13 protein-coding genes are annotated in these 13,337 nt (G+C 62.2%); all 13 read right to left on the reverse strand.

What is annotated here, in order from left to right; translation table 11 throughout:
• Nucleotides 1-13: 13 nt before the first annotated feature.
• The 13 genes from BMY31_RS02775 to BMY31_RS02835 all read right to left on the reverse strand — a co-directional run bounded on the left by BMY31_RS02775 (nucleotide 14) and on the right by BMY31_RS02835 (nucleotide 13,214).
• The gene (locus BMY31_RS02775) at nucleotides 14-1,396 is read right to left on the reverse strand and encodes a M50 family metallopeptidase (RefSeq protein WP_091008126.1); all 1,383 of its coding nucleotides are present in this window, start codon (nucleotides 1,394-1,396) and stop codon (nucleotides 14-16) included.
• Entirely contained in the window at nucleotides 1,393-2,592 is a 1,200-nt protein-coding gene (dxr, locus tag BMY31_RS02780) for a 1-deoxy-D-xylulose-5-phosphate reductoisomerase (protein ID WP_257612363.1), read from the reverse strand. Before dxr ends, BMY31_RS02775 begins: the two co-directional genes overlap by 4 nt.
• A complete protein-coding gene (locus BMY31_RS02785) occupies nucleotides 2,589-3,557 on the reverse strand; it encodes a phosphatidate cytidylyltransferase (protein WP_257612364.1) in 969 nt (322 codons plus the stop codon). Before BMY31_RS02785 ends, dxr begins: the two co-directional genes overlap by 4 nt.
• Nucleotides 3,554-4,339: an isoprenyl transferase gene (locus BMY31_RS02790; protein ID WP_091008132.1), complete on the reverse strand. Its 786-nt coding sequence runs from the start codon at nucleotides 4,337-4,339 to the stop codon at nucleotides 3,554-3,556. Before BMY31_RS02790 ends, BMY31_RS02785 begins: the two co-directional genes overlap by 4 nt.
• 181 nt (nucleotides 4,340-4,520) lie before the next feature.
• Entirely contained in the window at nucleotides 4,521-5,066 is a 546-nt protein-coding gene (gene frr, locus BMY31_RS02795; protein WP_078686757.1) for a ribosome recycling factor, read from the reverse strand.
• Nucleotides 5,067-5,070: 4 nt separating this feature from the next.
• Entirely contained in the window at nucleotides 5,071-5,796 is a 726-nt protein-coding gene (gene pyrH / locus BMY31_RS02800) for a UMP kinase (RefSeq protein ID WP_078686758.1), read from the reverse strand.
• A gap of 167 nt (nucleotides 5,797-5,963) precedes the next feature.
• Nucleotides 5,964-6,833 carry a translation elongation factor Ts gene (tsf, locus tag BMY31_RS02805; RefSeq protein WP_078686759.1) on the reverse strand — a complete coding sequence of 290 codons (870 nt, stop codon included), beginning with the start codon at nucleotides 6,831-6,833 and terminating at the stop codon, nucleotides 5,964-5,966.
• Nucleotides 6,834-6,886: 53 nt separating this feature from the next.
• Nucleotides 6,887-7,642, reverse strand: coding sequence for a 30S ribosomal protein S2 (gene rpsB, locus BMY31_RS02810; protein ID WP_078686760.1), 756 nt, complete (start codon nucleotides 7,640-7,642; stop codon nucleotides 6,887-6,889).
• Nucleotides 7,643-7,871: 229 nt separating this feature from the next.
• Nucleotides 7,872-8,840, reverse strand: a complete 969-nt coding sequence (locus tag BMY31_RS02815) for a tyrosine recombinase XerC (RefSeq protein WP_078686761.1) — start codon at nucleotides 8,838-8,840, stop codon at nucleotides 7,872-7,874.
• 1 nt (nucleotide 8,841) lies between these two features.
• The gene (gene trmFO, locus BMY31_RS02820; RefSeq protein WP_078686762.1) at nucleotides 8,842-10,167 is read right to left on the reverse strand and encodes a methylenetetrahydrofolate--tRNA-(uracil(54)-C(5))-methyltransferase (FADH(2)-oxidizing) TrmFO; all 1,326 of its coding nucleotides are present in this window, start codon (nucleotides 10,165-10,167) and stop codon (nucleotides 8,842-8,844) included.
• 11 nt (nucleotides 10,168-10,178) lie between these two features.
• Nucleotides 10,179-11,090: a DNA-processing protein DprA gene (locus BMY31_RS02825; RefSeq protein WP_078686763.1), complete on the reverse strand. Its 912-nt coding sequence runs from the start codon at nucleotides 11,088-11,090 to the stop codon at nucleotides 10,179-10,181.
• Nucleotides 11,090-12,577: a YifB family Mg chelatase-like AAA ATPase gene (locus BMY31_RS02830; protein ID WP_091008136.1), complete on the reverse strand. Its 1,488-nt coding sequence runs from the start codon at nucleotides 12,575-12,577 to the stop codon at nucleotides 11,090-11,092. Before BMY31_RS02830 ends, BMY31_RS02825 begins: the two co-directional genes overlap by 1 nt.
• Before the next feature lies 1 nt (nucleotide 12,578).
• Nucleotides 12,579-13,214 (reverse strand): YraN family protein, encoded by a 636-nt coding sequence (locus BMY31_RS02835; protein ID WP_180371340.1) that lies wholly within the window; start codon nucleotides 13,212-13,214, stop codon nucleotides 12,579-12,581.
• Nucleotides 13,215-13,337: the final 123 nt, after the last annotated feature.

The raw sequence follows: 13,337 nt of genomic DNA on the forward strand, positions 1-13,337 counted from the left end.
AAACCACCAGTCCTTACGGAAGAAGCCTCAACACGTCATTCCTGACGGCGAGGACGAAGATGAACAGGAAGAACGCGAGGCCGACGTAGCTCACGGCGTTCTGGGCGCGCGTGGATATCGGCCTGCCGACGATGAGTTGCACGACCTCGATGAGGATCTTGCCGCCGTCCAGGGGCGGAACCGGCAGAAGGTTCATGACACCCAAGGACATCGAGACGAGGGCCATGAAGAGGAGAAGTGCGTTCGGTCCGCTCGCGGCCGCCTGCCCCGCCGCAGCAGAGATTCCAACGACTGAGGACGCGCTGTTGACGGTCTCGATTGTGTGCTGGGGCATCATGAGCCTGAATGCGAACGAGACAGTCGTCTTGCAGTAGGTCCAGGAGGCCCGCAGCGACTCGTCGAGCGAGAGACGCCTCGTGACGATGGTCGCGTCGATGCCGAAGTGCCCCATGCCCTGGCCTTCGGGAACCTCGACGGTGCAGGTGGACTCGGAGCCGTCCCTCACATAGCAGACGTCGAAGTCACCTCCATGCGCGCCAGCCTGGTCAAGGGCGGAACAGAGCTCCCCCCAGGTCGCGACCGAGCAGCCTCCTACCTTGGTAACCCGGTCGCCGGGAAGCAGGCCGGCAGCCTGCGCATAGCTCCCCTCCTCGACGTTGCCCAAAACGGGCGCGTCCAGAACGACGCGAGCGCCGACAAGTGAGAACGAAGTCACAAGGATCAGAAACGCGCAGGCAATGTTGACAAAGGGACCCGCTAGAAGAATGGCGACTTTGCCCAGAAAGCCCCTTCCGGCATAGACCCGCGAGCGTTCGTGAGCGAGGAAGTCTTCGGGGTCTCCGTCGATGGGACAAGGAGCCCCAGGCTCGGCGGTGCCCTCGTCGCCCACGGCGTTGCGCGAGTCGAACTCGGTCAGTAGGGCCGCGTCGCGGGCCACGGTCTCGAAGCATTCCGGATACTCCCGCTGTCCCTCGCGCTCGCCTTTCTCGGGATCGTAGAAGGGACGGACGGAAGCCCAGTCGGCTAGCGTGATAAGAAGCGCATACGCCCTGTCGACATCACACCCCAGCTCCTCCGCGACGGCCGCCGCGCTGACGCGGCCCTCGCGCTGGACGATGGCGAGGCACGGCGCAAGCAGCTCATCAGGGGTGCCCTCCATGCCACATATGCGGTTGTAGCCGCCCAGGAAAATAGGCGTCACCCCGAACTCGGTTCCGAATGAGCGAGACTTTCGGCTCCAGTGGAGCCGGCACGGGAGGCCGATGAAGAACTCGGTGATCCTTACGCCCTGCAGGTGCGCGACGATAAAGTGGCCGCCCTCGTGGATGATGACAAGGGCCGAAAGCGTGACGATGCCCCAGAAAGCGGCCGAGAGAAAGCCCCAGGCGAAACTCATCGACCGACCTCGGAGAGAACGCTGCGAGCGACCTCGCGGGAGCGCTCGTCCACCTCATGGAGCTGCTGCAACGATTCGACGGGCTGCGGCTCGGAGAGTTCCATCGTGTGACCGACGATTCGCTCGACGTCCAGGAAACCACACTGGCCGCAGCGGAAGGCATAGTTCGCGACCTCGTTGGCGGCGTTCATGACCGTGGGCATCGTGCCTCCGGTGCGACCGGCCTCCTTGGCGAGCGCGAGGCAGCCGAAGGCCTCCTCGTCGGCCTTGCCGAAGCTGAAGTCGGGAGCGGACCAGTAGTCGACGCGGTCCGAGGGAGTCTCCCAGCGGTCGGGATAGCTCAGGGCGTACTGGATGGGGATCCTCATATCAGAGGGCCCAAGCTGCGCCTTCACGACGCCATCGGAGAACTCGACCATAGAGTGGACCATGGACTGACGGTGGACAAGGACGTTCACCCTGTCGACCTCGACGCCGAAGAGATGATGCGCCTCGAGGACCTCAAGTCCCTTGTTCATGAGCGTCGCGGAGTCGATGGTGATCTTCTCGCCCATATGCCAAGTTGGGTGCCTCAGGGCGTCGGCGGGCTTGACGCGAGAGAGCTCCTCTCGGCTCATACCGTAGAACGGACCGCCAGAGCAGGTGAGCCAGATGCGGTAGATGTCACTTCGGCGCTCCCCCACCAGGCACTGGAAGATTGCCGAGTGCTCGGAGTCAACGGGGATGAGCTGGCCGGGCTTGGCAAGCGGCATCAGGAGGTCGCCACCGCAGACAAGCGACTCCTTGTTGGCGTACACGAGCAGCTTGTTAGCCTTGAGGGCGGCGTAGCCGGCGTTGATGCCAGCAAAGCCCACCACGGCACTCACGACGCAGTCGACGTCGTCGCGGGCCACAAGGTCGACGAGGGCGTCGTCACCGAAGCTGACGTCGCACGAGTCGGGAATCTGGGCGACGGCGGGGTCACCCTTGCGCTGCTCCTCGACGATCACAACGTGCTCGACCGAGAACTCCCGCGCAATCGCGGCGGCCTTCGCCACGGAGCCGAAGACCGAGATGGCAACGACCCGGAGCTTGTCCGAATGCTGCCTGCAAACATCAAGCGTCTGGGTTCCGATAGACCCAGACGCCCCAAGAATGGCAACCCTCAGCGGCTCGGGGCGCTTGCCCCCAAAGGCCGCGTTCTCGAAGAAGTTCAAATGACGCCTCCCAAATGGAGAATTACATATATGACCATGCCGCCAAAGAGCATGGAGTCGGATCGGTCAAGAAGCCCGCCATGGCCGGGCATGATGTCGCCGGAGTCCTTCACCCCAACGCCGCGTTTGATGCGCGACTCGAAGAGGTCGCCGACGACGGAGATAACTCCGGAGCACGCGCCGATGAGGACGGCGAGCGGGAGGGAGATGTTCCAGAGGCCCAGGGCCCAGACGAGGACCCAGACCGCGACGCACCCGACGAGACCGCCCCAGAAGCCCTCCACGCTCTTGTTGGGAGAGATCTTCGGAGCGAGCTTGTGGCGCCCGAACTTCGTTCCGACGAAGTAGGCGGTCGCATCAGAGACCCAGATGCATCCCATTGCCGCAAGAGTAAGAAGCCCGCCGATCCACGTGGGGTCACTCCTCCTGATGAGCACGATGCACGAGAAGAGAAGCGATGTGTAGATGGGAGCAAAGGCCGTGAGGGCCACGTCGGCAATGTTGGAGCGCGGTGTCGCGACGTACCAGATGGCACAGCAGATAAGGAGAAGGACGAGGACGAGCCGCATTGCGCCCGCAAACGGCATGACGGCGGCGACGGGGAACGCAATGGCCGCTGCGAGGCCCAGGATGTCGTTGGGCATGCGCCCGCTCATGCGAACCATGCGGAAGAACTCCGAGCAGCACAGCCAGGCCATGGCGGTGACGATTGCGCAGGTAGGCATCACGCCCGCGAACAAGCAGGCGAGTATGACGATGGTGTACACCGCGCCAGAGGTCGTGCGCGTGAGGAGTTTCTCGGTCCAACCACGAGCGCCCTGACCGCGCGGACCCTCGGGCGTGGATCTCTCCGCCTTGGAATCGTTCTTGGTCCCCAAACTAGCCATCCCCCTCTTGAGCCCGGCGGGAATGCGCTTCTCCGCGACCTTCGGCTCCTTGCCGGACATCGGCCTGTCTTCGCTCACTTGGAAACCACCCCGCCGAACCTGCGATTGCGAGACTGGAACGCGCGCACCGCACGCAGGAACTCCCAGCGATCAAAGTCTGGCCAGTACTTCGGCGTGACGTAGAACTCCGTGTACGCGAGCTGCCAGAGCAGGTAGTTGGAGAGTCTCAGCTCACCGGAAGTGCGGATCAGAAGGTCAGGGTCAGGAAGTCCTGACGTGTACAGGCGAGAAGAGATTGCTTCCTCGCTGACATCGTCGGGGCTGAGAGCACCGCTGGCGACGTCCTGGGCGATCGACCTCGCCGCACGCGTGATCTCGGCGCGCGAACCATAGTTGACTGCCAGCGCAAACTCCATGCCCGTGTGGTCCGCAGTCTCATCGAGGCCACGCTGGAACACCTTGAGCGTCTCCTTGGGAAGGGCCTCGAGGTCGCCGAGGAAGCGGAGGCGGACGTTCTCCTGGTGGAAAAGAGGCAGCTCCTTAACGAGGGTGGTCGCGAAGAGGTGCATGAGAAGGTTGACCTCGCGCTGCGGGCGCTTCCAGTTCTCGGTGGAGAAGGCGTAGACCGAAAGCGCGTCAACGCCGAGCCGCACACAGGTGGTCACGGTCTCGCGAAGGGAGTCCACGCCGGCAACATGCCCGCGCGAGCGGTCAAGTCCGCGCTCCTGGGCCCATCTTCCGTTGCCGTCCATGATGATCGAGACGTGCGAGGGAATGCGATCGAGGTCGATCTCCGAAAGAGAAATATCTTCCCGGGCGTCGCTATAGTAGGCCTCGAGCTTTTTGGAATCGAAATCCAAGGCTGTTTCCCCCTGCTCAGCCGTTCATTTATACGTAAGCCCTAATACACTACAACAAGCGCATCTATATGTCAGCAAATACGCAATAGCCGCAGAAGCAAAAGAGGCAAAGAAGGCCCCGTCCCCCAGCGGGAAAGGACCTTCTCAAATCGTCAATCTATTCTGGCTGAGTCAAGACGGACTAGATCTCCATGACCTCGGCGGTCTTGTTCTTCAGAAGCTCGTCGACCTTGGCAACGTAGTCGTCGGTCAGCTTCTGGATGGCCTTCTTCTCGCGAGACACCTCGTCCTCGGAGAGCTCCTCGTCCTTCTCGGCCTTGTTGTTGGCGTCACGACGGGCGTTGCGAATGCCGACCTTGGCATCCTCGGCATAGCGTCCGCACTCCTTAACGAGCTCCTTGCGCCTCTCCTCGGTGGGCCTGGGGAACGGAAGGCGAATGCTCGCACCGTCATTGCTGGGGGTAATGCCCAGATCGGAGAGCTCGATAGCCTTCTCTATGTCCCTCAGGATGCCCTTGTCCCATGGCTCGATGACAAGCATGGATGCCTCGGGGACCTTGACACCAGCGAGCTGGGTGATGGGAGTGGGCTGGCCGTAATAGTCAACTTTGATGCCGTCAAGGACGTGAGCGTTCGCGCGGCCCGTGCGGACCCTGGTGAAGTTGTAGACGAGAGAATCGATGCTCTTCTCCATCTGCTTCTTTGCAGCGGAAGTGTACTGGCTCATAGCGTTACTCCTCTTCTTCGACTACGGTCGTGCCGACGGACTCGCCGCGAAGCGCGCGGTCGAAGATGCCGTCGCCGTCAAGGTTAAAGACCATGATGGGCATGTGGTTGTCCTGGCACAGGGCCGTCGCGGTGGCGTCCATGACGTGCAGGTTGCGCCGAAGGACCTCGCGGTAGGAAATCTTGTCGAACTTCACGGCATCAGGATTCTTGACCGGGTCGCAGTCGTAGATGCCATCCACCTTGGTGGCCTTCATGAGAACCTCGGCGCCGATCTCGCAGGCCCTGAGCGCTGCCGCGGTGTCGGTCGTGAAGTACGGGTTGCCGGTTCCCGCCGCAAAGATGGTGATGCGACCCTTTTCGAGGTGTCTGATGGCACGGCGACGGATGTAGGTCTCGGAGACCTGGTGCATCTCGATGGCACTCATGACGCGGCACATCATGCCGTTGCGCTCGAAAGTGTCCTGAAGCGCAAGCGAGTTGATGACCGTCGCAAGCATACCCATGTTGTCGCCCTGGGCGCGATCCATACCCGCGGCGGCACCAGAAAGGCCCCTGAAGATGTTGCCTCCGCCGACGACGACGGCGATCTCAAGGCCGGCATCATACGCAGGCTTAAGCTCGTCGGCAATCTTCTGAGGAACCTCGGGGTCGATACCGAAATCGTTATTGCCCATGAGTGCCTCGCCCGAGAGCTTGAGAAGCACACGCTTGTACTTGTAGTCAGACAAAAACAACGCCTCCAGTCAAATCGGCATGTGGTGTCATGCGACGTAAGCCTATCAGATGATACCAGAGGCCTATCGAAGCAACCCCATTTTTAAGGTTAGGGAACAGTCTCCGCATACAAAAGGAGCCGACGCAAAAGCGCCGGCCCCCAAAAGTATCAACTCAGATCTTACTCGCCAAAGGAGAAGCGGACGAAGCTGACGACCTTGACGTCATCACCCGCGGACTTGCTGACCTTAGCAGCAAGCTCGTTGATGGTGGTGCCAGACTCTTTGATGGACTCCTGCTCGGTCAGGACGTTCTCCTTGTAGAACTTCTCGAGCTTGCCGACGGCAATCTTCTCCTGGATTGCCTCGGGCTTGCCGGAGTCGGCAGCCTGAGCCATGTAGATGCTCTTCTCGTGCTCGACGACGGCGGAGTCGACGTCCTCGCGACGAGCGGCAACAGGAGCGGCAGCAGCGACCTGCATGGCGACGTCGTGCGCGAAGGACTTGAACTCGTCGTTGTCGGCGGTCTCGGCGTTGTTGAACGAGAAGGTGACGATGTCAGCGAGCTTGCCGTTGTGGTGCACGTAGTTGGCAAGGACGCCGTTCTCGACGGAGAGACGCTGGAAACGAGCGACCTTCATGTTCTCGCCGATGACGTGGATCATCTCGGTGAGCTCGGACTCAACAGTGCCCTCGCCCATGGCGCAGGCCTTGAGAGCGACGACGTCGGCAGGATCGTTCTCGGCAACGACCTTGGCAAGGTCCATAGCGAAACCGGTGAACTTGGGGTTGGTGCCGACGAAGTCGGTCTCGCAGGTGAGCTCAAGAAGAGCGCCCGTCTTGCCGTCCTCGGAGACGTAAGCAGCGATGGTACCCTCGTTGGTGTCGCGACCAGAGCGCTTGACGGCCTTGGCAACGCCCATCTTGCGCAGGACGTCAACGGCCTTCTCGATGTCACCATCGGCCTCGACGAGAGCCTTCTTGCACTCCATCATCGGCGAGTCGGTCATCTCGCGAAGCTGCTTAACAAGAGCGGCGGTAATCTGTGCCATGTTATGCCCCTCCTTTGGGGATACTAATGCCTATCGGAAAAAGCTGAAGCTACTTACTCGGCAGCGGGAGCCTCGACTGCGGGAGTGGTCTCGCCAGCAGCCATCTCCTCAACAGAAATCTGCTCCTTGCCAGAGCCAGCGAGAATCGCGTCAGCGACGAGCTCGCACATGAGGTTGACGGAGCGGATGGCATCGTCGTTCGCGGGGATGCCGTAATCGACGACGTCGGGGTCGGAGTTGGTGTCCAAAAGGCCAACGACGGGGATGTGCAGGCGGTTGGCCTCGCGGATGGCGATCTCCTCGCGCTTGGTGTCGACGACGAAGAGGGCCTGGGGCAGGGCGTGAAGATCACGGGCGCCGCCGAGGTTGCGCTGGAGCTTCTCGAGCTCCTTGCCCAGGACAGCCTGCTCCTTCTTGGGGAGAAGCGCCATGCGGCCGTCCTCGACCATAGCCTCAAGCTCCTCCATGCGGTCGATGCGAGAGCGCATGGTCACGAAGTTGGTGAGCATGCCGCCGAGCCAGCGCTGGTTAATGAAGGGCATACCGCAACGCTCGGCCTGAGCGGCGACGGGCTCCTGAGCCTGCTTCTTGGTGCCGACAAAGAGGATGCGACCACCCTTGGCGGCGGTCTCCTTCAGGAAGGTGTATGCCTTGTCAGCGCCGAGGACGGTCTGCTTGAGATCGAGGATGTAGATGCCGTTGCGCTCGCCGAAGATGTAGGACTTCATCTTGGGGTTCCAGCGACGGGTCTGGTGACCGTAGTGGCAACCGGCCTCGAGCAGGGTACGGATGTTGATCTTAACAGCCATGTTCTAACCTCCATTGGTTTTGCCTCCGCATGATGTCAACCCCGTCAGAGCCACCCAGGACACGGCTGATGCCCCAGGCACCGTGGCCGACGAGTCGTCACGCGTGCGAATTTATGCTGCACGGACGCACAGCGATTTGACAGTATAACAGCGATTTGGCCACCTTGTCTAACGGAAGGCCTCGCACACCTTCACTACATAAGCACATTCGAAGCGCGGCAAGAGGAGGCTAGTCGCCCTCTCCCCCGCGCGGATGGGCCTGTCTTGCGGCGTCCTTGAGACGCTCGACCGAAAGGTGCGTGTAAATCTGCGTCGTAGAGAGGTCGGCGTGGCCCAGCAGCTCCTGGACGCTTCGAAGGTCGGCCCCGCCCGAAAGCAACTCGGTCGCGAAGGTGTGCCTCATGGAGTGGGGGGTGACGTGCGGGCCAAGACCAGCCCGCAGCGCATGCCGCTCGAACATGGTCCTCAGCGCGTCGGCGCTCATGCGCCTGCCCCGGGTCGACAGGAACAGCGCGGCCTCATCGGCACCGGAGGTCGAAAGCACAGGTCGGCCAAGCTGCAGATAGGCCTTAATCTTGTCGAGGGCGACGGCGTAGACGGGAACAATACGCTCCTTCGACCCCTTGCCGAAGAGTTTGGCCTGTCCCTGGGAGAAGTCGATGTCACGAACGTCAAGCCCCGAGACCTCCGAAATCCTGGCGCCGGTAGCGTACATGAGCTCCAGGACGCTGCGGTCTCTCAGGCCGACGGGCGTGTCTTCGTCGCAGTCGTCTAAGAGGTCGCTCACCTCTTCGTCAGTCAGGGCGTGCGGCAGCGACTTGGGCCGCCGCGGACTCGCAAGCGCGGCCGCAGCGTCCTTCTTAGTGTGCCCCTCTCGAAGAAGCCAGGCGTAGAGCCCGCGAATCGCCGAGAGGTGACGGTTTATGGTCGACGAACCGTAGCGTGCGCTGACCAGATACGCAAGGTAACTGCGAAGCTGCGCATGCGTGATGTCGAGCGGCTCCACACCTGACCGCCGCGCCCAGCGACAGAAGGCGTCGAGGTCCGTGGCGTAGCCCCGAACAGTGTTCGGGGAGTAGTTGCCCAGGCGCGAGATGCGATTCAGGTAGGCCTCGACAAGGAGGGAGAAGGACGTGTCCTTCTCGGTGCCCTCACGCGAAAGTCCCCTGCCGCTCTCCCCCTCAACCGACGCTGACATCTCAGGGCCCAAACAGGTCGCCGCGGTCAGAGAGGTACGCGTCAAAGTCGGTGGACGCGCGTTTCGCATAGGCCTGGTACCTCTCGCGCTTATTCATGCGCGGGCCGGCCAGAGGAGGCACGATGCCGAAGTTCACGTGCATGGGCTGGTAGTCAACGGTGCTGGGATCGGTGGCGTACGACACGAGCGCGCCGAAGGCAGAGGTGCGCGGAAGCGAGACGCGCGGGAGGCCGCGAAGGTCGGCGATGGTGTTGAGGGCCGCGAGGAGCCCAGAGCCGATGGCCTCCGTGTACCCTTCGGTGCCCGTAATCTGGCCGGCAAGACGCACGGTAGTCCCAGGAATCGCAAAGCTGTCGTCCAACACATGAGGCGAGTCGACGAAGGAGTTCCTGTGCATGACGCCGTAGCGGAAGAACTCTGCATTCTCAAGGCCGGGAATCATCCTGAAGACGCGCCTCTGATCTCCCCAGGTGAGGTTGGTTTGAAAGCCGACAAGGTTGTAGGCGGTCCCGTCCGAGTTCTCGGACCTCAACTGGACCGCCGCCCAAGGCCGACGGCCCGTACGTGGATCGTTGAGACCAACCGGCTTGAGGGCACCGAAACGCAGCGAGTCGCGACCGGTTTTGGCGACCTCCTCGACAGGCTGGCACGCGTTGAAGAGGTCTGTCTGCTCGAACTCCTTCGAGACGACTTTCTCGGCAGAGACAAGAGCGTCGTAGAACGCATCGTATTCGTCCTTGTTCATGGGGCAGTTGAGATAGTCGCCGGACCCAGACTCCTCGTAGCGGGACTGCTCGAAGATAACAGAGCGATCCAGCGACTCTGCATCGACAATGGGGGCAGCGGCATCGTAGAACGACAAGGCCTCTCCACCGAGCCTCTGCCTCAGGGCTTCGAACAAACCGTCGCCGCAGAGGGGGCCGGCTGCGACGACCACGTAACCGTCGGGGATGTCCACGACCTCGCGGCGTTCGACCTCGATGTTCGCATTAGACTCAATGGCCTCGGTAACGGCAGCCGAGAAGCCGTTTCTGTCGACCGCAAGCGCCCCGCCGGCAGGAACAGCATTCTGGCGTGCCATCTCCAGGACGAAGGAGCCCATCTTCTGGAGCTCCTCCTTGAGAAGTCCAGCAGCGCTGTCGCGACGCATCGACTTGAGCGAGTTGGAGCATACGAGTTCGGCAAAATTAGAGGTGTGATGCGCTGGAGAAGGGACAGTGGGCCTCCGCTCGACCAGCGTCACCTTGACTCCCCTTGCCGCAAGCTGAAGCGCGCACTCGCTGCCCGCAAGCCCCCCGCCAATCACCGTAACTCGCTCTTCCACCATGCCTCCTTTACTTAGTTTGCTTCATGTTCAATACTATCGCGCATGGCAAGATAATCCTTCGAAGCGGAGTACCTTCCATCGCGAAGTCGCACGACAAAGCCGTTGGCCTCGTAGTCGGCAAGCGTCCCGAGAACAGTCAGCACATCTTCGGCAACATAGCGTGCAAGGTCGTCCGCCCTCATGGGCGTAGCGACGAGAGCCGACATAATCCGAGTCTCGCTCTCGCACGGACGCTCCTCCGCGAGTCTCAGCCGATTGTAGTCAAGTGCGATGCAGGCCTCGAGATCGTGCTCCGAGCATATCGGAGAGGCGCCGTCGGCGATCAGCCTGTTGGTTCCTTGGGATTCCGCCGAGAAGATGGAACCCGGGACGGCATAGAGGGTCCTCCCAAGGTCCGATGCGGCAAGCGCCGTGCTCATAGTTCCAGACTTCTCCCCCGCCTCGCAAATGAGGGTCACGGGGGACAGCGCAGCAATCACGAGGTTGCGCTTAGGAAACGCGTACTTTCTTGGTGGCGAACCCCAACGCTCGAGCGATACGACGGCACCTCCTGACTCGACCGCTCGCTCGAACACATCGCGGGAGGTTCGCGGGTACACGACATCTGCACCGCATCCCGAGACGACAACCGTGCGTCCGCCGGCGTCCAGCGCTGCGCGAGCGGCCATGGAGTCGCAGCCCATTGCACCCCCCGACACTACCGTGATCCCGCTCTCCGCTGACACCCTGCCCGCAATCTCGGCAACGGCGCAGCCGTAGGGAGTGCAACGCCGAGCCCCCACGATGGAAATGGTCTCGGTGCAAAGCGAGTCGGGGTCTCCGAACACATATATGGCTTCCGGTGGACTCTCCATATCGAGCAACGACGCGGGGTAACGGTCGTGACCCCTCTCGATCACGCATCTAGGAACGTTGGCGGACATCACCTGCTCCTTTCCCGATACGCGCAGGCCTCGCCGACGTCCTCCCTGGACACCCGTGCCCGATGGTCAAGGTCGGCGATGGTTCGCGCGACAGAGGCGACCTTAACGGTCGCGCGCCCGCCCAGCCCCAGCTGTCGTGAGAGCACCTCGAGCGAGCGACGGGCATCGGCGCCAAGGGATAAGCTCGAGACGGTCGGGCGTCCTTCGGACGGCTCTCGCCCCCTTCGCCATGCGGCGTACTCCCGCGCGGAAATGACCTTCTCCCGCATCTCGTCCGACCCCGTGCCCTGCTCGTCCCGGACAACCAGACGCGAGTCGGGCCGTGACACGAATATATGCATGTCGATGCGGTCAAGAAGCGGCCCGCCGACGCGTGACTGGTACTTCTCGATCTGCGCAGGCGAGCATCTACACTCGCGGCCGATATCGCCCAGGTGCCCACAGGGGCATGGGTTCGCGGCCGCGAGAAAAGAGAACCTGCACGGAAAACGGTAGAGCCCGTCTGCCCGAACGAGCCTTACCTCGTGCTCCTCGAAGGGTTGTCTGAGCGCCTGGAGGACGTTAGATGCGAACTCGGGAATCTCGTCGAGGAAGAGCACGCCGCCATGCGCAAGCGAGACCTCACCAGGAACGACGGGCCGGCCTCCGCCAATCATGCCGGCACACGAGATGCTGTGATGCGGTGAGCGAAACGGGCGCTGCCCGGCCAAGAGGCCGCCGATGTCCTCCTCTGCGACCGAGTGAACGAGAAGCGCCTCTTCCCTCTCGGAATTGTGAAGGGGCGGGAGGATAGACGTCATCCTTTGCGCAAGCATGCTCTTGCCAGAGCCGGGAGGGCCGACCATAAGGAGGCCATGGTCTCCCGCCGCAGCAATGACGAGCGCGCGCTTTGCCATCTCCTGGTCAATCACGTCTCTATAGTCAAGCGGTTCGGGAGAGACGGGCGAGACGGACGAGACGACGGGTGCGTCCAGCGTGGGAATACGGAGGGCGCCGCCACGAAGCTGTGAGAGATTGCTGAGTCCCAAGGTCCTCTGTGGGTCTGGTCCGACGGGAGACTCGGGAGCACAGACGAGCCTGAGCCCGAGAGAATCTGCGAGGTGTCGATACGCGACCATGCCTCGAGACTCATTGACCGACCCGTCCAGGCCAAGCTCTCCGACGAACAGCAGGCCGTCCAGACCCCCGCGCGGAATCTGCCCCGTCGCGGCGAGGATGCCCACGGCCAGAGGAAGGTCGAAGCCGGTGCCCGTCTTGCGAAGCTCGGCCGGGGCGAGGTTAACTGTGATGTGAAGGCGAGGCAACTCAAAGCCGCAGTTTCTGATGGCGCAGCGGACCCGCGTGCGCGCCTCGAGCACGGACCCGTCAGGAAGTCCCACGATGCTGATGCCCGGTATGCCACCACTGCACGAAACCTCGCAAGACACACGAAAGGCCTCCACACCCCGTATGGTCGCAGCGTTAACGGCCAGCGAGTCCCGAGACATGTCAGTCGTCCCACGAGAAGGCACCGACGAGATGTCTGAGCTTCGCGAGGCGCTCCCCCACGACGTTGACGGCTATGGCGTCGAACCTGATAGATGTGGCCTCGGGATGGTCGACGAGGTAGCAGAGGGCCATGTTTCGATACCGCCTCTGTTTCTCGATGCTTACGCCAAGCTCGGGCATCTCATCAGCCCGATCACCCAGGGCCAGTCTCGTCTTCACCTCCACAAGTACGACAGTATCATCCTCACGCGCCACGATGTCGGCCTCACCGTACTTGGTACGCCAGTTGCAGGCGAGGACCTCCATCCCGCGGCGCATCAAGTAGCTTCGGGCGATCCTTTCGCCCTCATCCCCAAGCTCCTTGTTAGTCATCTCCTCGACCGGCTTTCGCACCTCGCGCCCAAGATCCGAGCGACAGCCGCAGCCGCAGGAGGTCGCCGTCTCCTCCTCACGCCCGGACGAGGCCCCGTCGGTCTCTCCCCCGCACGAGGGAGAGGTGCCGCCATCCAAATCGTCATGAAAGGCAGGGGCGCTCGCTGAATGCGACTCCGTACCACACGATCTGCCCTCCCCCGCCCATGCCCCAGACTCCTCGACGCGCGCCGAGCGCGCGTCCCTCTCTTTGTCGTCACCCATAGCATCCTCCCGTGATTGTCTCGACAGTGGGGGCATTGTCGCCTGAGCGGCTTGCACCTGGCTATATCCGTATGACACGAAGCTGCATCGCGGAACTTGCACGAAGCAGACCCGCCGAGCACT

The organism is Parafannyhessea umbonata, assembly GCF_900111255.1.
Taxonomy (GTDB): Bacteria; Actinomycetota; Coriobacteriia; order Coriobacteriales; family Atopobiaceae; genus Olsenella_J; species Olsenella_J umbonata_A.

Excerpts from the sequence above, each read along its gene's own strand:
- BMY31_RS02775 (WP_091008126.1), bottom strand. The coding sequence starts at position 1,396 with ATGAGTTTCGCCTGGGGCTTTCTCTCGGCCGCTTTCTGGGGCATCGTC.
- frr (WP_078686757.1), bottom strand. The coding sequence starts at position 5,066 with ATGAGCCAGTACACTTCCGCTGCAAAGAAGCAGATGGAGAAGAGCATC.
- tsf (WP_078686759.1), bottom strand. The coding sequence starts at position 6,833 with ATGGCACAGATTACCGCCGCTCTTGTTAAGCAGCTTCGCGAGATGACC.
- rpsB (WP_078686760.1), bottom strand. The coding sequence starts at position 7,642 with ATGGCTGTTAAGATCAACATCCGTACCCTGCTCGAGGCCGGTTGCCAC.
- BMY31_RS02815 (WP_078686761.1), bottom strand. The coding sequence starts at position 8,840 with ATGTCAGCGTCGGTTGAGGGGGAGAGCGGCAGGGGACTTTCGCGTGAG.
- trmFO (WP_078686762.1), bottom strand. The coding sequence starts at position 10,167 with ATGGTGGAAGAGCGAGTTACGGTGATTGGCGGGGGGCTTGCGGGCAGC.
- BMY31_RS02825 (WP_078686763.1), bottom strand. The coding sequence starts at position 11,090 with ATGTCCGCCAACGTTCCTAGATGCGTGATCGAGAGGGGTCACGACCGT.
- BMY31_RS02830 (WP_091008136.1), bottom strand. The coding sequence starts at position 12,577 with ATGTCTCGGGACTCGCTGGCCGTTAACGCTGCGACCATACGGGGTGTG.
- BMY31_RS02835 (WP_180371340.1), bottom strand. The coding sequence starts at position 13,214 with ATGGGTGACGACAAAGAGAGGGACGCGCGCTCGGCGCGCGTCGAGGAG.